19 protein-coding genes are annotated in these 20,620 nt (G+C 34.5%); 5 read left to right on the forward strand and 14 right to left on the reverse strand.

All coding sequences use genetic code 11. The features are described from left to right. Nucleotides 1-190: 190 nt before the first annotated feature. The 3 genes from ACE939_RS12185 to ACE939_RS12195 form a co-directional block, all read right to left on the reverse strand. On the reverse strand, nucleotides 191-1,561 hold the full coding sequence (locus tag ACE939_RS12185) for a hypothetical protein (RefSeq protein ID WP_378185860.1): 1,371 nt from the start codon (nucleotides 1,559-1,561) through the stop codon (nucleotides 191-193). Between the two features lie 70 nt (nucleotides 1,562-1,631). Further along, nucleotides 1,632-1,991, reverse strand: a complete 360-nt coding sequence (locus tag ACE939_RS12190; protein ID WP_378185861.1) for a YraN family protein — start codon at nucleotides 1,989-1,991, stop codon at nucleotides 1,632-1,634. Between the two features lie 2 nt (nucleotides 1,992-1,993). Beyond that, the gene (locus ACE939_RS12195) at nucleotides 1,994-2,890 is read right to left on the reverse strand and encodes an LD-carboxypeptidase (protein WP_378185862.1); all 897 of its coding nucleotides are present in this window, start codon (nucleotides 2,888-2,890) and stop codon (nucleotides 1,994-1,996) included. Between the two features lie 104 nt (nucleotides 2,891-2,994). Between ACE939_RS12195 and ACE939_RS12200 the strand changes: the two genes are divergently transcribed. From ACE939_RS12200 to metG, 3 genes are all read left to right on the forward strand, one after another. Beyond that, entirely contained in the window at nucleotides 2,995-4,488 is a 1,494-nt protein-coding gene (locus ACE939_RS12200; RefSeq protein WP_378185863.1) for a DUF1800 family protein, read from the forward strand. A gap of 12 nt (nucleotides 4,489-4,500) precedes the next feature. Further along, nucleotides 4,501-6,117, forward strand: a complete 1,617-nt coding sequence (locus tag ACE939_RS12205; protein ID WP_378185864.1) for a DUF1501 domain-containing protein — start codon at nucleotides 4,501-4,503, stop codon at nucleotides 6,115-6,117. A gap of 98 nt (nucleotides 6,118-6,215) precedes the next feature. Beyond that, nucleotides 6,216-8,279 carry a methionine--tRNA ligase gene (metG, locus tag ACE939_RS12210; RefSeq protein WP_378185865.1) on the forward strand — a complete coding sequence of 688 codons (2,064 nt, stop codon included), beginning with the start codon at nucleotides 6,216-6,218 and terminating at the stop codon, nucleotides 8,277-8,279. A gap of 59 nt (nucleotides 8,280-8,338) precedes the next feature. Here metG and ACE939_RS12215 read toward each other — a convergent pair whose 3' ends face one another. From ACE939_RS12215 to ACE939_RS12230, 4 genes are all read right to left on the reverse strand, one after another. Next, nucleotides 8,339-9,250, reverse strand: a complete 912-nt coding sequence (locus tag ACE939_RS12215) for a bifunctional metallophosphatase/5'-nucleotidase (protein ID WP_378185866.1) — start codon at nucleotides 9,248-9,250, stop codon at nucleotides 8,339-8,341. Then, on the reverse strand, nucleotides 9,240-9,998 hold the full coding sequence (locus ACE939_RS12220; RefSeq protein WP_378185867.1) for a 5'-nucleotidase C-terminal domain-containing protein: 759 nt from the start codon (nucleotides 9,996-9,998) through the stop codon (nucleotides 9,240-9,242). Before ACE939_RS12220 ends, ACE939_RS12215 begins: the two co-directional genes overlap by 11 nt. Before the next feature lie 23 nt (nucleotides 9,999-10,021). Then, nucleotides 10,022-11,101, reverse strand: coding sequence for an isoaspartyl peptidase/L-asparaginase family protein (locus tag ACE939_RS12225; protein WP_378185868.1), 1,080 nt, complete (start codon nucleotides 11,099-11,101; stop codon nucleotides 10,022-10,024). Between the two features lie 72 nt (nucleotides 11,102-11,173). Then, complete coding sequence (locus ACE939_RS12230; RefSeq protein WP_378185869.1) at nucleotides 11,174-12,148, reverse strand: toll/interleukin-1 receptor domain-containing protein; 975 nt, start codon at nucleotides 12,146-12,148, stop codon at nucleotides 11,174-11,176. A gap of 179 nt (nucleotides 12,149-12,327) precedes the next feature. On the opposite strand from ACE939_RS12230, the gene ACE939_RS12235 reads away from it, so the two are divergent. Beyond that, a complete protein-coding gene (locus ACE939_RS12235) occupies nucleotides 12,328-13,401 on the forward strand; it encodes a PA0069 family radical SAM protein (RefSeq protein WP_378185870.1) in 1,074 nt (357 codons plus the stop codon). A gap of 2 nt (nucleotides 13,402-13,403) precedes the next feature. Here the strand turns inward: ACE939_RS12235 and ACE939_RS12240 are convergent, their stop codons facing one another. From ACE939_RS12240 to ACE939_RS12255, 4 genes are all read right to left on the reverse strand, one after another. Continuing rightward, entirely contained in the window at nucleotides 13,404-14,057 is a 654-nt protein-coding gene (locus tag ACE939_RS12240) for an HD domain-containing protein (RefSeq protein WP_378185871.1), read from the reverse strand. Nucleotides 14,058-14,064: 7 nt separating this feature from the next. Continuing rightward, nucleotides 14,065-15,066, reverse strand: coding sequence for an acyl-ACP desaturase (locus ACE939_RS12245; protein ID WP_378185872.1), 1,002 nt, complete (start codon nucleotides 15,064-15,066; stop codon nucleotides 14,065-14,067). A gap of 13 nt (nucleotides 15,067-15,079) precedes the next feature. Then, a complete protein-coding gene (locus tag ACE939_RS12250; RefSeq protein WP_378185873.1) occupies nucleotides 15,080-15,820 on the reverse strand; it encodes a lysophospholipid acyltransferase family protein in 741 nt (246 codons plus the stop codon). Between the two features lie 138 nt (nucleotides 15,821-15,958). Continuing rightward, nucleotides 15,959-16,369: a BrxA/BrxB family bacilliredoxin gene (locus tag ACE939_RS12255; protein ID WP_378185874.1), complete on the reverse strand. Its 411-nt coding sequence runs from the start codon at nucleotides 16,367-16,369 to the stop codon at nucleotides 15,959-15,961. A gap of 205 nt (nucleotides 16,370-16,574) precedes the next feature. Between ACE939_RS12255 and ACE939_RS12260 the strand changes: the two genes are divergently transcribed. After that, complete coding sequence (locus tag ACE939_RS12260; protein WP_378185875.1) at nucleotides 16,575-17,306, forward strand: TerB family tellurite resistance protein; 732 nt, start codon at nucleotides 16,575-16,577, stop codon at nucleotides 17,304-17,306. A 3-nt stretch (nucleotides 17,307-17,309) separates the two neighbouring features. Here the strand turns inward: ACE939_RS12260 and ACE939_RS12265 are convergent, their stop codons facing one another. Genes ACE939_RS12265 through crtD form a run of 3 tightly spaced genes read right to left on the reverse strand, consistent with a single transcriptional unit; the run spans nucleotide 17,310 to nucleotide 20,618 of the window. Continuing rightward, on the reverse strand, nucleotides 17,310-18,458 hold the full coding sequence (locus tag ACE939_RS12265; RefSeq protein ID WP_378185876.1) for a lycopene cyclase family protein: 1,149 nt from the start codon (nucleotides 18,456-18,458) through the stop codon (nucleotides 17,310-17,312). Next, complete coding sequence (locus ACE939_RS12270) at nucleotides 18,455-19,093, reverse strand: carotenoid biosynthesis protein (protein WP_378185877.1); 639 nt, start codon at nucleotides 19,091-19,093, stop codon at nucleotides 18,455-18,457. Before ACE939_RS12270 ends, ACE939_RS12265 begins: the two co-directional genes overlap by 4 nt. 43 nt (nucleotides 19,094-19,136) lie before the next feature. Further along, a complete protein-coding gene (crtD, locus tag ACE939_RS12275; protein WP_378185878.1) occupies nucleotides 19,137-20,618 on the reverse strand; it encodes a 1-hydroxycarotenoid 3,4-desaturase CrtD in 1,482 nt (493 codons plus the stop codon). Nucleotides 20,619-20,620 lie beyond the last annotated feature (2 nt).

A 20,620-nucleotide genomic window follows, 5' to 3' on the forward strand; every position in this document is an offset into this window, starting at 1 on the left:
AATTGAAGATTTTCATCGTTTAAAGTTGATCTGATATGGATATTAATTTATCAGAGTTTTTCAAAAATTTAAAGTTCAGGTAGAATTGAAAACTTGTAATTAAAAAATCTGTTGTGCACTTAAGGGATATAAGACTCTAGAACGCAACAGATTTTGATATTCAATTCCTATAAAGAGATTATTTTCTGCCTTACCAGTTAATTTCTTGGTCTTTTAAAAATGAGTCTATTTTCAAATCATTTATACTACTTTTATTATTCTTCAAAGCGGGATTGGAAAACCTAAAAACTTCAGATGTTGTATCTAGATTGTCGTCTTCAATTATTTTATTCTTAAAGAAATCGGTATATGGGGTCCAACCTTTAGTTAAAGAGGTTCTTTCATATTCTAACGTTTCTAATTCGAACTCAGGATATGAAGTAAATAATTCAGTTGGGTATTCTGGCATTCCACTAAAATCCTGCTCATTACTATTGAAAGTTAAAATATTAATGGAATTCAATGAAGAATTAAGATCATTTCTCCACACTGAAATTTTTGTGTCATACTCTTGATTTGTTTCAAATTTAAATGCACGAAAATTACTATTTATTAACATAAACTCAGAATTTAAGGTAGGAACATTTATATTCTTTGGTGCTAATGTAGAATAGTTGTATGAATAACTCAAATTCTTTTCAGAATCAGAAGTTTGAATTGAGATTGTGTAATTACTAAAAGCATCAAGTAGCTCTAATTTATCAGATATCTTCGGTTTAATTTCTACATTACTATTAGTGATAAAGGTTGAACCATTCCGATGATCAGCTCTCAAATTTTTAGTATAAATATAACCATTTTCAGGCAAGTTCACTTGGATCGAAGAATCAAAAGGTATTAAATCATTTCCGCTGATAGTAAGAAGATCCCCATCTCTTATTCTCTCCAAAAATATATATTTTGAAGGTTGTGATTCAAAATGTATAGTCAACATAGATATATCATTCTCAACCATCAAAATACCAGAAAAATCTAAAGAAGAAAGGTCTTCACTTCTTGCGTATGTTAAATGACCTTTATTATCTGAGAGAGTATAATCAGTCCATCCTGAGATGTTGTCTACTCTAAGATCAAAAAGCACTACGTTTGCTTGATTCCCTGAATCTGAATTAGTTGCCACTCCACCTAAATTCCACACTGCATCTTTTTCAATATTGTGATAACTATCGGCAATATTAACGTTTATAGAATTTGAACCTCCATTAACAAATCTAGTAACCGTAAATCTATCTAACACTTCAGTTTTCTTAGCTTTAAAAACATATTGTGAATCATTCTTAATCTTTCTATAATCGATCAACTTACCATCTTCATCATTAATAATTATATATCCCGATTTATAAAAACCATTTTCTTGCCAATATTTATCGACATTAAGTGTAAAAAATATAATACTATCATTTTTTATCTCTACTCCGGTTTTAGGATTTTCAGGATTTGACTCTGAATTACCGCTATCGTCTTTTGAGCAACTAATACCAGCGAGCAAGATTAATAAAAGTAAAGTGTAAAAATTTTTCATATTAAATTGGTTTCTAATTGGTGGTAAAAATATAAAAAAATGCAACTATAAATTTTAGGAGTTTCCGCTATCAAAAATGATAAAAAGCATCTTCTAGATGTTCGATGCTGGTACCCGCTTTATTTTTGATAATAGAAACGATGTCAAAACGAACCTCCATATCCAAATCCTTAGTATTGATATAATGATCAATTGCTTTTACTAATAACTGTATTTGTTTGGGTTTTACAAATTCCTGTGGATTACCAAATTCGGGAGTACTACGAGTTTTAACCTCAACCACCACCAAAGTATTCTTAATTTGAGCTATTATATCAATCTCAGCTTTTTGATATCGATAATTGGTTTCCTTGATTATGTACTCCTTCTTTTTTAAAAAATCAACAGCTAATTTTTCACCTTCTGCGCCTAATGCATTATGCTCTGCCATTGTTATTTATATTTTAAACTTACTTCTGCATCCGAAACGTTTAGGACAGCTTCTGCACCTAGGAGCAATGTTCGATTATCCTCTATATGCCCAAATGGAAAATTAAACACTACGGGGAAATCATACTCATCAACAACATCAAGAATAATTTGTTTTGCATCTTTTCCAAACGGTATAGCGTTATCGTGCATATGACTCATTCCGCCTACAATAAGTCCAGCCAACTCATTAAATATTCCGCTCCGCTTTAAACTCTGAAGCATTCTGTCAACATGATACAAGTATTCATCCAAATCCTCAATACATAAAAGTTTCCCTCTTGTATCAAGTGCCGAAATTGATCCGCTTAAAGAATACAAAATAGAAAGATTCCCGCCAATTAATTGACCACTAGCTTTTCCATTTCGATTATCTAATGAGCTGTCGATTTTGTACTGAGAATACTTTCCAAATATGGTGTTTTTAAAATTTAAAAACGCTTCTTTACTAGCATTCATGTAGTCCATTACCAAAGGGGCATGTAAGGTTGCATATCCCAACATATGTAAATGAGCATGTAAAATTGTAATATCAGAATAGCCTGCAATCCATTTTGGATGTTTTTTAAACCCAGTGAAATCTAGCGCGTCAATGATGCGTACGGTCCCATATCCACCGCGAGCGCACCAAATCATTTTGATCTCAGGATTATCTAACATTTCTTGGAAATCCAAAATACGTTCCTCATCGGTTCCTGCGAATTGATCAAATTCCCTGCCTATAGTTTGACCAAGTACGGGTTGTAAACCCCAGGTTTTTACTTGCAGTAAAGCGGGTTCAATAGCACTTTTATCGATTTTTCTTGCCGTTGAAAGAATACCAATTTTGTTTCCTTTCTCTAAAAAGTCTGGTAAAATCATTTATTTTTAATTACTTTTAGGACACTAATTAACAAATAGTTTCGTTAATTGGACTTATACTAGTTCCAATTTTATATTAACCTACACCCCCAAAGCTGTAGCTTATGATCAATGATATCACCTGTAACCTCGATGGTTTAGATCCGTATATCCCAAGCGCATCAAACCCTTGGAATGTACAAAAAATCCATCATTTATATCGTAGAATTGCTTTTGGCGCTTCAAAGTCAGAAGTTAATGCTGCTTTATCACAAAATGATCCATCTGCACTGGTAGATCAATTAATTGATGATGCCATTAATCTTTTGCCAACAATTGAACCAGCATGGGGATATTGGGTAAATGAAGATTTTGAAAATGCTCCAGAAAAAATAGGCTACTATCGCAAAGAAGGTAAAAAGACGATGATACAAGATCTTTTACAAAATAAAGTACGAGATCGTTTGACATTGTTTTGGAGCAATCACTTTGTTACCGAAGATGATGTTATAGGAAGTCCGGCGTATCAATATCAATATTATAATTTATTACAATTTCATGCTATTAGTAACTTTAGAGATTTTGTTTATGATATAGGGATCGCGGCTCCAATGCTCGTTTATTTAAATGGGGATGAAAATACAAAAGGAAGACCTAACGAAAATTATGCTAGAGAATTATATGAGTTATTTACACTTGGTGTAGATAATGGATATACCGAAGATGATATTATCGAAACAGCCAAAGCTCTTACTGGTTGGGTAGAAAAGAATGATGTTGGCGGAGGCCCGATTACATTTAATCCAGCCAAATTTAGTAATGATACAAAGACTATATTTGGACAAACAGGCAATTGGGGATATGATGAAGTTATCGATATTTTATTTGCCCAACGAACTGAAAAAATTGCAAAATTTGTTTGTAGTAAACTCTACAGGTACTTTGTTAGCCCCACAGTGAGTGATGCCATCATAAATGCCATGGCTCAAACCTTTATTACCGCTAATTTTGATATTGCTCCTGTACTTAGACAACTTTTTAAAAGTGAGCATTTTTACAATCAGGAGGCCATAGGTGTTATTATTAAAAGTCCATGCGATTTACACCCATCTTTTTATAACGAACTTAGTTTTAGCTTAACTAACGAAGCCGATTTGACAAATTATTACGTGAATACACTCAAAGTACTGGGTCAAGATGTTCTTAATCCCTACGATGTAGCTGGATGGCAAGGTGATGAGGATTGGATAAGCCCCGATTTATTAATTGGCCGATGGGAAAGTATTCGTTATATAAGCAATAGAGCATGGAACAATAATCAAAATCAGTTTAGTGATTTTTTAATAGGATTACCTATTGGTTCATTTGGGGATGGTACCCTTGATGCTACTACCGATGATGTAGAATTAGTAGTCCGTACGATTTTAAACTACTTTTTTAGTCGTGGTATCACCGATTCTGTAATATTTACCGAAGCTTTGGGAATTTTTAAAGGAGATAGTGTTCCAGAAAATTATTACGAAGATGGCACATGGACTCTAAGTTATCCTGATGTTGCCAATCAACTCTATACACTTCTTGATTATATTGCCGAGATTCCCGAATTTCAACTTAAATAACCTACTTCTACAATGTGTACATCTAATTATAACCCCAATATCAGAAAAAAAGGAACGTGTAATCCAGAAGATCATAAACCCTGGAATCGCAGATCATTTCTTCAAGCATTAGGCTTGGCAGGAGGAGGCTCCATTATGATGGCCAACACAGCTATGTCGGTTTCAAAACCCTCTCCTTTGACCATGGCGCTCAGTCAAGTAGAGAATGATAACATTCTTATTCTTTGCCGTCTAAGTGGTGGTAATGACGGATTTAATACTATAATCCCCGTATATGACTATGATGTATACGCTAATGCACGTCCGCTCATAAAGATTCCTCCAAGTGAATTTATCAATTTGGAAAAGGATGCCTTTGCAATGCCAAAACCGATGAACAAATTAGAAAGTCTTTGGGGTGACGGTCAAATGAAGGTCGTACACGGTGTAGGTTACGAAGATCCTTCCTTATCACATTTTCAAGGATCAGATATTTGGGCGAATACTAATTTTGTAAATGAAGATGATCGCAGCGGTTGGATGGGACGATATTTTCAGGATATTTATCCAGATTATATTTTTAACCCACCTCCTAGTCCTCCATCAATACAGATCGGAAGTATCGGTAATTTAATCTTTAAAGGGCCCGAAAATGACTTTTCTTTTGCGGTGTCGAGTCCGTCACGATTACTTCAGATCGCCGAAAATGGAACCTCCTATGGTTTTGATCAATTGTCAAATTGTACGCATGGTGAAAAGGCAAAATATCTAAGAGAAATAACAAATACTACTTTTAGTTATGCAGAGGTAATAGGTCAGGCGTATGAGCGTTCTGTGGATTTTGGCGGTTATGCTGATGATAGTTTAGGACGACAATTCAACGTAATCTCGAGACTTATCAAAGGAAATTTAGGGACTAAAGTATATATGGTTACACTTGGTGGTTTTGATACTCATAACAATCAAGTGCTAAGACACCAAGAATTAATGTCACAATTCTCTGAAGCCGTAAGTAATTTTTATACAGATTTAAGAGCGGCAGGATGGGATGATAAGGTTTTAACCATGACCATTTCAGAATTCGGACGTCGTTTTAATGAAAACGGTTCATTAGGAACCGACCACGGAACTGCTGCCGCTATGATGTTTTTTGGCACAGGTCTTAATGGCAATGGTTTTGTAGGAGAGCATCCAGATCTCAATAACCTTACTCGAGGTGGTAATGTAACTAATACGACTGATTTTAGACAAGTGTATGCAACCGTGATGAAAGAATGGTTGTGTATTGACCCAACTGTAGCAGGAAAAGCAATCATGGGTGGTGAGTTTGAATCCTTAGATTTAGGTTTTAATTGTTCAGGAACTACTCGTAACCCTTCCGAAAGTGATGGTTTTGATCACTTTGTAACTTATGAAGAGGGGAATCAAACTGTAATCAACTTTACAGCATTAGAAGCAGGTCATATAGATGTAGTACTCTATAACATCGTTGGACAAAAAGTAGCTACCTTAAAGAACGAAATTATTACCCGAGGTCGCCATACCATTAATGTTAAAGACGCTGTTGCTACTCAGTTGAGCACTGGACAATACGTTTATCGTATTAAAACCAGTAGTTCTAGTTATAGTAAGGCTTTACTAATTAATTAGTAAATACACCAAATTTACAAAAACGAGCTCAACAAAACCGATAGTTCAATGCCAATCATAGGGCATTGTTTATTACCTTTGTGCCTTATTTTTTAATTATGAGCGCACCAAAGAGATATACTATTACCGCAGCATTACCTTATACTAACGGACCTATCCATATTGGCCATTTGGCTGGTGTATATGTTCCCGCAGATATTTATTCAAGGTACTTACGAATGACAGGAAATGATGTCGCGTTTATTTGTGGTAGTGATGAGCATGGTGCTGCTATCCCAATGCGTGCAAAGAAAGAAGGGGTGTCCCCGCAAGTAATTATTGACAAGTATCACACGATAATCAAACAATCCTTCGAAGATTTTGGGATATCTTTTGACAACTACTCCCGAACCTCTTCAAAAATTCATCACGAAACAGCTTCTGATTTTTTCAAGAAATTATACGAAGATGGTAAGTTTATCGAAGAAAATTCTGAACAGTTATACGATCCTGAAGCAGATCAATTTTTGGCTGATCGCTTTGTTACAGGGACATGTCCAAAGTGTGGTCATGATGAAGCCTATGGTGATCAATGTGAAAAATGCGGAAGTTCACTTAATGCTACAGACTTAATTGATCCAAAATCCACTATATCTGGAGCTGTTCCTATATTAAAAGAGACAAAACATTGGTTCTTACCCTTAGATCGCTATGAAGATTTCTTGAAAGAATGGGTATTAGAAGGACATAAAAAAGATTGGAAAACAAATGTATATGGCCAGATCAAATCATGGGTAGATGACGGGTTAAGACCTAGAGCTGTAACCCGAGATTTGGATTGGGGAATTCCTGTTCCAATAGAGGGAGCTGAAGGAAAAGTACTATATGTTTGGTTTGATGCGCCTATAGGGTATATTTCATCTACAAAAGAATGGGCCGCTCGAGAAGGAAAAGATTGGAGACCATATTGGAAGGATAAAGACACAAAATTGGTGCATTTTATTGGCAAAGATAACATTGTCTTTCATTGTATAATTTTTCCGAGTATGCTTAAAGCTGAAGGAAGTTATATTTTACCTGATAATGTACCAGCCAATGAATTTTTGAACTTGGAGGGTAATAAACTTTCTACTTCAAAAAACTGGGCCGTATGGCTGCATGAATACTTAGAGGATTTTCCAGATAAACAAGATGTCCTGCGCTATGCCTTGACTGCCAATGCTCCAGAAACCAAGGATAATGATTTTACTTGGAAAGATTTTCAAGCTCGTAATAATAACGAATTGGTAGCTATCCTTGGAAACTTCATAAATCGCGTTGTAGTATTAACTAATAAATATTACACAGGGGTTGTACCCAAACCGGCTGAATTATCTGAGGTTGATAATCAAACCCTAGCAGAATTGAAGGCTTATCCTGCAGTGATTTCAAGTTCTATTGAACGTTATCGTTTTAGAGAAGCAAGTCAAGAATTAATGAATGTTGCTAGATTAGGAAATAAGTATCTAGCAGATGAAGAACCTTGGAAGCTTATTAAAACTGACGAACTACGTACACAAACCATTATGTATGTAGCATTACAAATTGCTTCAGCTTTGGCAACGTTATCCGAACCATTTTTACCATTTACTGCACAAAAATTAAAAAATATACTACAACTAACCAACGAAACAGGAAATTCTTGGGTCGGTGTTTCAGAAAAAGAAGTCCTATTGCCAGTAGGGCATACAATCGGAAAAGGTGAATTACTATTTGCAAAAATTGAGGATCAAGAAATACAACAGCAATTGGATAAATTAGCAGCTACCAAAAAAGCCAATGAAGCAGAGAACAGAGTGTTATCGCCACAAAAAGAGATGACAACTTTTGAAGATTTTACAAAACTTGATATGCGAGTAGGAACCATTGTAGCAGCTGAAAAGATGCCGAAAGCCAAAAAGTTGCTGGTTTTGACGGTAGATACTGGTTTAGACACACGTACTATTGTCTCTGGAATTGCAGAGCATTTTACTCCAGAACAAGTTACTGGTAAAAAAGTTACTGTATTGATAAATCTTGCTCCTAGGAAACTACGGGGAGTCGAAAGCGAGGGTATGATCCTTATGACAGAAACTCCAGAGGGAAAATTAGTATTCGTAAATCCTGATGAGGATACTGTGAAACCAGGATCCACTATCAGTTAAAATTAAGATTACCAATTATAATAGACCAACTAACAAATCCTTATTAGTTGGTCTTTTTATTAAACCACGATGGTTCTGCCCGCTGCAGAAACTTTTTCGTTATTGTCTAGATAAAAATCTATCTGACCCATATATACACCACTTTTACCACATTGATTGATTAAAACTGGTTTGTTGATTGCATTTTGTATTTGAACAGGAGCTTCTAAAACAGTATGCGTATGTCCCCCAATGATCAAATCGATATCTTGTGTCGCTTTGGCTAAAACTAGATCAGATACCTTGTCACTCTTATAGGAATATCCTAGATGAGATAGACATATGATCAGGTCACATTTATGTTCATTTTTAAGAACTTTCACCATTTCCTGAGCAATATCAATTGGATCTAAATACTTTGTCTCCTTATACAGTTTCTTACTCACCAAACCCTCTAAAGCAACCCCGAGTCCAAAAACACCAATCTTGACCCCTTCTTTTATAATAACTTTATAAGGCTTAACAAATTCAGACAAATCAGTTTTTGAAAAATCATAATTTGCTGAAACAAACTCAAAAGTAGCATGTGGCATTTGGGCTAGCAAACCATTAATTCCATTATCAAAATCGTGATTGCCAATAGTTGCTACATCGTACTTTAGCTTAGACATTAACTTGAATTCTAATTCTCCCCCATAAAAATTAAAGTATGGAGTTCCCTGAAAAATATCACCCGCATCTAGAAGTAATGTATTAGGATTCTCCTTACGTTTTTGATCGATTAAAGAAGCTCTTCGTGCAAAGCCTCCTAAACCAGGGAATTTATAGTGATTAGTAGGTAAAGGATCTATCTGACTATGTACATCATTTGTATGAAGAATAGTGATCTTTTTAGATTTGGCTTGCGCGCAAGCACTTAGGCTAAGCCCTCCCATGCTTGCTAAAGCGGTTGCAGCTGCCATTTGTTTTACGAACACTCTTCTATTCTGCATATTGTATCCTTTTGTCCAAAACGGTCGTTAATGTATCCTTTTTTGTAAAATAATCAATTAAAGCATTTCGTAATTTATAGTCGGTACTAAAAAAAGTATCGGCTTCTTTGAAAAATTGCATATTATCTCCTCCGTCCTTTAAATAATCAGATGTAAGTACATAATATTTTTTATCTTCTGTCGGTAATTTATTATGAACCAGTAACTCTACAATTTTTTTGGTTTTTTGATCATAAACTAATCTCAAGTTTGATGTAGGATGTGCTTTCTCATTGTTTATTATATATTGTACTAATTGCATAAAGCCAGTATAATCTAATTGAACAACTACCAATTCATTTTCGAATGGCATAACTTCATACGCATTTCTGGCGGTAACATTACCTTTGAGGATTGGTGCTCGTAATCCACCATGATTGAGCAAAACTAAATCAATTGTATCACGATATCGTTTTTGAAATAAAGGTTGTACCTGATCAAGAGAAAGATCGGCAATTAAATTTCCTAACGAGCTTTCTAAAGTACCATCCAACTTTGTAATATCTGTCTTTGCAAAACTTAATGGAGCATCAAGTGTTTCATTGAGATGTCTACGATAAGGGCGTATAAAAGAATCAATAGCAATCGCCGAAACATAGGAACTATCAACTGTATGTTGTATTCCATGCACTTTGGTTACTACAACGTTATTATGCTGACAAGAAAAACATATTAAGGCTAACAGTCCTACATAAAAAAGATATTTCATTTACGTGCTATATTTAAAGAACCTTACTGTTCATTTTCGTTATAAATCCCTATTGTCATATCGCCATTAGCGTTCATTGCAGCTCTATACATACCAGCAGTATTGAACTCCATCGCTATATTTCCTTTAGAGTCGATGGCAATAATACCCCCGTCACCACCTAAATCAACGACTTTTTTTTGTATCACCAGTTTTGATGCTTCTTGCAGTGACAGACCCTTATACTCCATTAATGCTGAAATATCATGTGCAACCATAGCGCGAATAAAATATTCGCCCCAACCCGTGCTAGAAACTGCACATGTAGCATTATTGGCATATGTACCTGCACCAATAATAGGAGCATCACCTATTCGGTTCCATTTTTTATTTGTCATTCCGCCAGTAGAAGTTCCGGCTGCTAAATTTCCATAGGTATCCAATGCTACACAACCCACCGTACCAAACTTAGAATTTTGTATCACCGCATCATAAAAAGCAGTGGTTTTGGTAGCTTCTTGGTTCTTTATTTTTTGTTTAACGCGCTGCAAAGACTTCATACGTTCTTCTGTAAAAAAATACTCGGGAGCTACAATTTCTAAATTTCTTTCTTTTGCAAATTGTTCTGCTCCTTTACCTGATAGCATAACATGTGGCGAGTTTTTCATAACTTCGTATGCTAAATCAATTGGATTTTTAATAGTCGTAACCCCTGCAACTGCGCCAGCATCCAAGGTGCTTCCATCCATAATCGACGCATCTAATTCATTGACGCCTTCATTATTAAATACAGCCCCTTTTCCAGCATTAAATAAGGGCGAATCTTCAAGAATATTAATGGTTTTTTTAATTGCCTCCATACTTGTTCCACCATTTTTTAATATTGCGTGTCCAACTTTGATGGCTTCCTCCAACTTTGCCTTATAGGCTTTCTCTTTTTGGGGAGTCATGTTTTTCTTTAAGATAGTTCCTGCACCACCGTGCAATACAATCCCAAAATTTTCTACTGAAGAATCCTCCTGGTTTGTTTCTGAGGAAACTTGTTGTTTTTTATTTTTAGAGGCGTGCTCATTATTACATGATAGTATTAAGAAACTAACGGCGCATACTATAATTTTCTTCATATAATGGAATGTATTGCAACAATTTTTCATAATTGATACATAGTTATTTTTCTATTTAAGGATCATTTTGAATTAGTTCTTATCAAAATCAATAAGAGCTATTCTTCCTTTATAAAAACGAAAGGTTAAATGTAAAAAATTTCCCTTATTATCTTCAAGACTGATTGGTTTATTTAATTCAAAAGCAAAAGGTTGCTCTACTCCGCCCTCGATAGCTATGTTATCTGCATAAAGTTGTAACATCCCTTTTGTATTTATAGTGGGTTGAATAGACGAAGTCATGCCGGGTAACTTTCCAGATTTATAAAAAACCATAGACGATACAGTGTCAGAGCTTTGTAACTCAACTTCTATATCTATTTTAGGGTCAATATTGTGCAATATTCGACTAACGCAGGAAGCATTAGCGATAAGCACCGTATAGTTATTTTTTGTCCTAATTATAAAGTGTGCCAAACCTTTATCATCTGCATAACCTTCTAGATAGGTCGCATTATCTGCCATTAAAATAATATGACACCCTTTAAGTGGTTTGCCATGGACATCTACTGTTTTAAGGGTAAAAATAAAAGGTTTAGGACCGATCAATGTTGAAAGTTTGGATAATTTTTTACTTAAATACGTTTGCTCCTTTAAAATCTTTTTTTCGATAAGATCAACTAATTGATCTGGCGTTCTAATTTGTAAATCTATATAACCAACCGTATTTAATATTCCAGGAATTTCGGTATTATCGAAGCGAGCTGGTAAAATATATTCCCTGCTTTCTTGAAAAGCACGAGCTTGCATAGACACTCTCTCATGATTAGTCCACAGTTTTTCGTTGTACGATTTGGAAATAAAAAGTACTGTAAAACGAGCTTTTCTCTGATATATGTCAGAAAGATAGTTGTATAAGTTTTTACCCCAAAGACTGGCCTCTTCAAACATATCGTAAAAAACTCTGATATTTTTTTTCTTTAAACCAAAAGCTACTTTTTCAACATAATTGCGGTCTTCTCCTGCAAATGATAGTGCTATATCATATATATACTCCTCTTCCTTCATCTCTCCACATTTAAAAAATAAATAAATTTTGCCAATTAATAATTTTACAAGAATTTTCTTACTAAATATTGTAGTCAACTCCTACGAATACAAAAATACTTTCTTTATTTGGAAATATTCCTATTTTGATAGGAATTATTCCAACAAAAGTTTTACTTTTAAACCGTAATTAAAAACATATGAAGGGATATAAGTACATAAAAGGACGCGGAGCTCAAGGTCATAATGACAATAGTTTTACTAAATATACCGAGGAACTGAGATCTGATTTTCTAAACTATTGCCATCGTACTAACGAAGGTGTTTCATCCAGCAAAACTAAATGTATTGAAACTTTCCCAAAAACAATTATCAATACGATAAAGAGTCCAGATTTAGGGTTACAATATTCTCTAAATCCATATCAGGGATGTGAACATGGTTGTGTTTATTGTTACGCTAGAAATTCTCATGAATATTGGGGCTACAATGCCGGCTTAGATTTTGAAAGTAAAATTCTTGTTAAAAAGAATGCAGCCCTACTGCTCGCATCAAAGCTTAAAAGTAGCGCATGGAAAGCGGCTCCTATAGTTCTATCTGGCAACACCGATTGTTATCAGCCTATCGAGAAGAACTATGAGATTACTCGGCAATTACTAGAAGTTTTTTTGAAATATCGACATCCTGTAAGCATTATCACCAAAAACTCTTTGCTTTTACGTGATATGGATTTGTTGAAACGTTTAAATGAGCACAAACTAATATCCATTCATCTTTCTATAACTACGCTCGAAGAAAGCACCAAACAAATTTTGGAACCTAGAACAGCTAGTATTCGCAAAAGGTTGCAAACTTTATCGATTCTTAAGGAGCATCATATTCCCACACATATTATGATGGCTCCTATCATCCCGTCAATAAATAGTCATGAAATATTACCTCTTTGTAAAAAAGTATCAGAACTGGGTGCAGACTCTATTAATTATACGATGGTACGCCTTAATGGTGCAATTGGTGAAATTTTTACTACATGGCTTGAAAAAACATTACCTGATCGTAAAGAAAAAATTCTGAATCAAATAAAAGCATGTCATAATGGAACATTGAATGATAGCGTATACGGAAGAAGGATGCGTGGTGATGGTGAGATAGCTAATCAAATAGCTCAACTTTTTAGAATCGCTAGAATTAAATATTTTAAGCATAAAAAAACATTTCCTTTAAATACATCCCTTCATGCTTCCTATAAAAGTGATCAACTTAGATTATTCTAATATTAGACTGTACCATTCCACTCTTGATAGAATTGTTTCAAAAAATCCTCCATAAACAAATGCCTATTTTCTGCTAAACGTTTTCCCGTTTGTGTATTCATCAAATCTTTTACTAACAACAACTTTTCGTAGAAATGATTAATCGTTGGTGCTTTGGCATTTTTATACTCCTCTTTACTCATATGAAGGTTGGGTATAACATCGGGATCATATATTATCCTATTCTTAAAACCTCCATAGTTAAAGCAGCGTGCAATCCCAATAGCTCCAATGGCGTCTAATCGATCCGCATCTTGTACTACATTCATTTCTGAAGAAGAGAATTTTTTCTGAGTGTTTCCTCCTTTAAAAGAAATATTCTCAATAATTTTTACCACGTGATCGATAGTATCTGTGGCTACATCGAGAGTACTCAAAAAATTTCTAGCCATCCTTGGACCTACCGTTTCATCTCCTTTATGAAACTTCGAATCTGCAATATCATGAAGTAACGCTCCCAAGGCAACTATAAATGGATCTACTTCTTCTTCCTTTGCAATAAGCATGGCATTTTTATATACACGTTGTATATGAAACCAATCGTGTCCCCCTTCGGATCCTATTAACGATTTTTTGACAAACTTAATGGTTGCTTCCACCACATCTGAATTCGTCATTTTCAATTTATTTTACTAATGCTGGCTTTACCCATTTGAATTCAAAAACTTCGTCTGGCACGACCAGTCGCTCACTAATTCTTTGCATTCTTGCTGGTAAACGCATTACATAATCTCTAGCCTTTTCGGCTTCGTCAGTCAAACCAGTTATTTTATCAATTTCCCACTTAGTAATAAGACGTTGCATGATATCTATATAATCCTGCGATGTGTATACACCCAATCGTTGTGCTGCGTTTGAAAATTCTTCGAAAGCTGTACCAATAGCATTACCCGATTCTCTTAAAAAAACAGCTGGCATAACGATTTTATGTTTCATCATGTCATTAAATGCAATCATCATTTGACTAGGGTCAACTTCAAAAATTTGTTTTACAAATTCACTGTATGCATTAAAATGACGCATCTCATCACCTGCAATAATTTTACACATTTTTGCGAGTGATTTATTAGAATATTGTCTAGCCAATTTTGCTACTCTACTATGGGATACGTTAGTTGCTAATTCTTGAAAACTCGTATATACAAAGTTTTTGTAAGGATCCCTATCTGTACCGATATCAAATCCATCATTGATCAAATGTTGGGTTGTACGCTCTACCTCGATCATATTGACGCGTCCAGATAAATATAAATACTTGTTTAAGGTATCGCCGTGACGATTCTCTTCACTTGTCCAATAACGTACCCATTTGGACCATCCATTACCTGTTGAGCCTTCGTGTTGATTTACACCTTCAACATCCATTAACCAAGATTCGTAGGTTGGTAAAGCCTCTTCTGTAATAGTATCTCCAACAAGTACTACCCAAAAATCATACGGTAATTCTTTGGCTAATTCTCGCAGTTCTTTAACTTCTTCAAAAAAAGTATCTTCATTTTGAGAATCTGGCAAAAAATCTGTTGGTTGCCATACTGTATCTATTGGAATCAAAAATTTATCGATAAAAGATCCTATTTTCTTTTCGAGAAGCTGCATTACTTCTAATCTAATATTATCTATAGCCATAACATATTTTTTATTACATCACTGCAGCTTTTACCCTGCTTTCGGTTAAATTTATTGTCTCAAGAGTAGTAGAGGCAGCTGCCTCTATTGGCTCTTGAACTTCTAATGTCAAATGAATACCAACGCCTAGTGGAAAATTTCCATATTGTAACAATTTCCAACTATTATTAATGGTTACTGGCACAATTAAAGCCTCTGGAGCATTTTTTAAAAGTATTTTAAGTCCAGTTTGGGCAAACTCTTTCGGTTTTCCCGTTCTACTTCTGGTTCCTTCCGGAAAAATAACTGCGGCATATTTTTTTTCTGATATAAATTTACCAAATTTTGATAAGGCAGGCAGAGATTGCTTTGGATTTTTACGATCAATTAACACATTCTCACCTTTTCGTAAATTATAGGATATACTAGGTATGCCTTTTCCTAATTCTATTTTTGAAATAAACTTAGGTTTGTGTTTTCTTAAGAACCATGATAGCAAGGGAATATCAAACATACTTTGATGATTTGATACGATTATTAATGCTCTATCATTAGGCAAATTATACGTGTTTTTGTATGATATCTTTACCAACAATAGGTGGAGACAACGCAGTAAACACAGATTCATAATGTTTACAGAACTGCGATGTAATTTGGGCCCTCCTATTTTATAAAACAACCATTGGATGGGATGAAATACTATCAGCGTTAACCCAAAAAACAAATAAAAAATTACAGAAAGCGGATATGAAATAATCCTCTTAACTACTCCCATAATCGTCCTTAAAAAATTGAAACTATTTAAATATAATTCTTTGCAAGATCTCACATTATTTTAAGACAACCAATTCTTTTATAAAAATAAAACCACTTGTAAAAACAAGTGGCTTATCGATTCTTTTATAATCTCATTTTAACAATGCTCATTATAAGCATCTTTTAAGTTTTCGGCAATCATATCGGCTGGCCTTCCCTCTATATGGTGACGTTCTAACATGTGTACTAATTCACCATCCTTAAAAAGTGCCATGGATGGAGATGAGGGCGGAAAAGGAACCATAAATCCTCGTGCCTTATCTGTCGCCTCTTTATCTACTCCTGCAAAAACGGTTACCAAATGATCTGGTTTTTTAGCATTAGCTAATGATGCCTTTGCACCTGGTCTTGCATTTGCAGCAGCACAACCACAAACCGAATTAACAACCACTAAGGTTGTTCCCTCTTTTGCTATAGCCTGCTCTACAGCATCTGCCGTATGTAGTTCATCAAAACCAATTTGTGTTAAATCTTCGCGCATTGGTTTTACTAAATCTGCTGGATACATATCTTAATTTTTTTCGATTAATTTTTAAAGTAAAGGTACAAATTATGTACCATTTTAATGGTACTGTCAAGTAGTCGTAAAACCTCGTTTAAAATTACAATAAGATAATATTTGTCATGCGATAAACGACCTTGTAAATACCATGCCAATTATAAATGATATTCTAAATTATATCTTTTATCTTTACCGCCTTAAAAATAAAAGCATGATAAAATGGTTTGCTGCCGTAGTTGGATATATACTTTTTAGATTTCCAGGAGCTATTTTGGGGTTTCTAATCGGAAGTTTTATCGAAGCTGCCATGGGCAAAAATAAAATTAGCATCACCAAATCTTTTACTCAAGAACAACAAGTTAGTCCTGGCGATTTTGAACTAAATCTACTTTCTCTATCTTCAATCGTTATTAAAGCAGATGGTTCTATCAATCAAACAGAGCTGGATTATGTTAGGCAATACTTTGTTAGTGCGTATGGTAAAGAGCGTGCAAACGCTACATTTAAAACTTTTAATGAAGTAATTAAAAATAGAGAAATTTCGGCACAACGCATATGTACATTTTTGATACCGAGAACACGATACGCCTCTAGATTACAAATCCTTCATTTTTTATTCGGAATTGCAAATGCAGATGGACATGTTAGTGAGGCTGAAGCAAATCAAATTGAACGTATATCTGGCTATTTGCGTATAGGTTTTAATGATTTTGAAAGCATAAAAGCGATGTTTTTCAAAACTGCGGATCACGCGTATACCATTCTCGAAATTGAGAAAACGGCTACCAATGCCGAGGTTAAAAAAGCATTTAGAACCATGGCTAAAAAATACCATCCAGACAAAGTTCAACATATGGACGAAGTACATATAAAAGGAGCTGAAGCCAAATTTAGAGCTGTACAAAAAGCTTATGAAGACATACAAAAAGAGCGGGGAATGTAAATTTTAAAATTTTCTTTTGATTCTTCTCAAAATCGCTTTAATAAATAACCAAGACGGCATACTGCTCATAATCTTCAATTCCTGCAATATATTTGTTTCTTCATCAAGAAATTGAAGAATACGTGTTGTTTTATTTGCCTTGAATAGTCTTAGAAATAGCGAAGCACCTTTACCATTATATTTATATAGTACATCCAAAAGTAAAAGATCATAGATCCAGAATCTTGTTTTTTTATCAAATTTAGTTAAGTCCTCTGTGTGTTTCAAAAATGCAACCAGTTGAGTCACTTTTCTAGAACTATTTTTAAACGTAAACCCAGTACTCGCTTTTGTCCATCCCCCAGCGGTACCGATGTGCAGTACATTTTTGGAGTTTTTAGTTGAAAATGGATAAGAAGTCATGGGAATACTTCCCTTCTCTACCTCTTTAATTTGGTATTTAATAATACCTTTTTTATTCAAATAATTCGCTATTGCCTCTTCGTACTCTGAAGTAGCAAGTCGCTTTTCTGAAAATAAGGTATATTCAAAAAGTGCGTATGTTGGCGTTAATGGCAATACATACATAAATCGAGTGTTGCCTTGTTGAGCCACAGAAAAATCCATAAATGTTGCGACTTGATCATCGAATATAGGTTTATCAACCTGTACATACCATCCTATAAAATGTTGTTGAAGAACTGGATATTTTTGCTGATTTTTGTATTCAAAATTGTTTAAAATACTCGTGCATACTTTTTTTCCTTGATAAGCTGAATTTTGAGTTGTGACCATAACATAATGCTCTCGATCATCAATTGCAAGAACGGTGTCATATGAGATTTCGATATTTTTAACAGCAGCTATTTCTTTATAAACAAATGAGTAAAAATCACCACTTCTTATGTACTTATAAGTATATGGAGCTATCGGCACTGCTAACATGGATTTCTTATCATTTACTAAAATCGTATTCCATACTTTGGTGACTACTTCATCCCAAATTCCTTTTCCTTGCTCCCAAAAACACCAGGTTCTATCGTCAAGCTGTTTTTTTTCTTTATCTAAAAGTAAAATTCTCTTATTAACAAAAAATGGATCTTGGGTCATAGCGTACGCAAGCATCAATCCAGAAGCTCCAGTTCCTGCTATTATATAATCATACTGATTCATAAGACCAAAAAAGTAAGAAAGAATACTAACATCGTTAAATAGATGTGGAGTGAAAGTGTCAATGAAAAAGATTTTATAGTTTTCTGAAATAATATATGTGCCAAGAACGCTACCACCAACCAGCCAACATAATTTTGTAAAGGCACGATTCCCTGGTTAAACTCCCAAAAATCAAATCTTGGTGCTACTTGTTCTATAACGAGATCTAGCAAAACCATTAGCAGAGATCCTATGAGCGCGGCTAGTGGCAATCGTTGTGTTATTTGCCTTGCTATCGCCGCAGTGCAATAGGTAAGCGTAGCCCAATTTACACCAATAATCCAAGGAACTCCATATAATTTTGCTCCTAAATTTTCACCATAACTATAATTGCCAAATATTAATCCAAAATTGACTCCTGCCAATTCACTTACCATACCTAGAATAAAAGGAATTAAAAGTGCTAAGAACAAGCCCCCTCTCATTTCATGATGTATCAAAATAAACACAAAGCTTATTATCAAGTTTAAGGGTGTCAAGGGCAAAAACCAAGTTTCATAACCCATAGCAATTCCAATAATACCAGATATATTAAAAAGCCAAAGAAGAAAAATAGATATCCTCAGTTTATGCTGGGCAAAAGAATCAGTTATCATAAAATGATTTTAGTTTAAAAAAAAATAAACAATTATAAATTGCTTACAATTTATAATCTTTTTGAATGATATCCGTCGTAATTTTTGCAGACAATAAACATAAGGGTATACCCCCACCAGGATGAACACTACCTCCACAAAAGTATAAGTGCTTAATTTTTCTCGAAAAATTTGGATGTCTAAGAAATGCTGCAAATTTATCGTTGCTTGCAGCTCCATATAACGATCCTTGATAAGATTGCGTTGTACTTTCGATTGTAGAAGGGTCAAGAACTGCTTCTTCTTCTATTAGAGATGCTAGGTCAATTTTAAGAATTCGATTTAGTTTAGAAATAATATTAGCCTTAGTTTCCAAAATAATATCCTCCCAATTTTGACCAGTGTTTCCAGGAGCATTCACCATAACAAACCAGTTTTCTGAATCGGATGGTGCATCCTTACTCTCATGCTTTGATGTTATATTGATATAAATCGTTGGATCTTTTGCAATCGTATTATTTTCAAAAATAGCATCGAACTCCTTTTTATATTCTTTAGCAAAAAAAATATTATGTAAATCTAATGCTGGAAACTTTTTCTTGATGCCCCAATAAAAAATTAAAGCAGAACTAGAACGTTCTTGCTGTAAGATTTTTTCGGGTGCTACATGCTTTTGAAGTAACTTTTTATAGGTTGGCACAATATCCATGTTAGAAATTATCATGTCACCATTCACCGCCTGGTTATCAACCACTATACCGTAGGCTTTATTTTTTTGTGTTAAGATCCTTTCTACAGACGACGAAAAATGAAACTTCACACCCACATCAGTAGCTAAATCATATAAAGACTTTGTTATTGAATACATCCCTCCCGATGGAAAAAACGTGCCATAATGTTGTTCTAGATGAGGAATCATGGACATTATCCCTGGAGTTTTATAAGGAGAAGAACCATTATACGTCGCAAAACGATTAAATAATTGTACGAGTTTTGGATCTTTAAAACTCCTCTCATTATATGCATTCAATGTTGTATTGATATTTAATTTTTGTAGTTGCGCTATGGATTTTAAGGTATCCCTTGATATATAGGTAGAAACTTTGTGTAACGATTTTTCTAAAAATAATGATGCTGTAAGATTATATTTTAATTGACTACGCTGAAAATAACGTTGCACGCTAGCTGCCTCATCATCAAAAACTCTCGCTGCTTCTTGTGCAAACTTTTCTTTATCAGAATACGCTTTGAATTTAAGTCCATCATCGTAAAAATAATTACAGATTACATCTTTCTTTATATATGAAAAATGACTGGTTGCTTTTTTTCCACAAAGTTCAAATAATTCTTCTACAAATTGAGGCATTGTAAATAAAGAAGGTCCACAGTCAAAACGATAGTCTCCCAAATTCATTTCTGACAATTTCCCGCCAGGATAGGTATTTTGCTCATATACATGAACTATGACACCTGCAGCACTTAATCTGATAGCTGTCGCTATTCCAGCTATTCCTGCACCAATAACTATTGCCTTTTTTTTATGCATAT

Origin of the sequence: Aquimarina rhodophyticola, from assembly GCF_042434915.1 — a bacterium.
Lineage (GTDB): Bacteria > Bacteroidota > Bacteroidia > Flavobacteriales > Flavobacteriaceae > Aquimarina.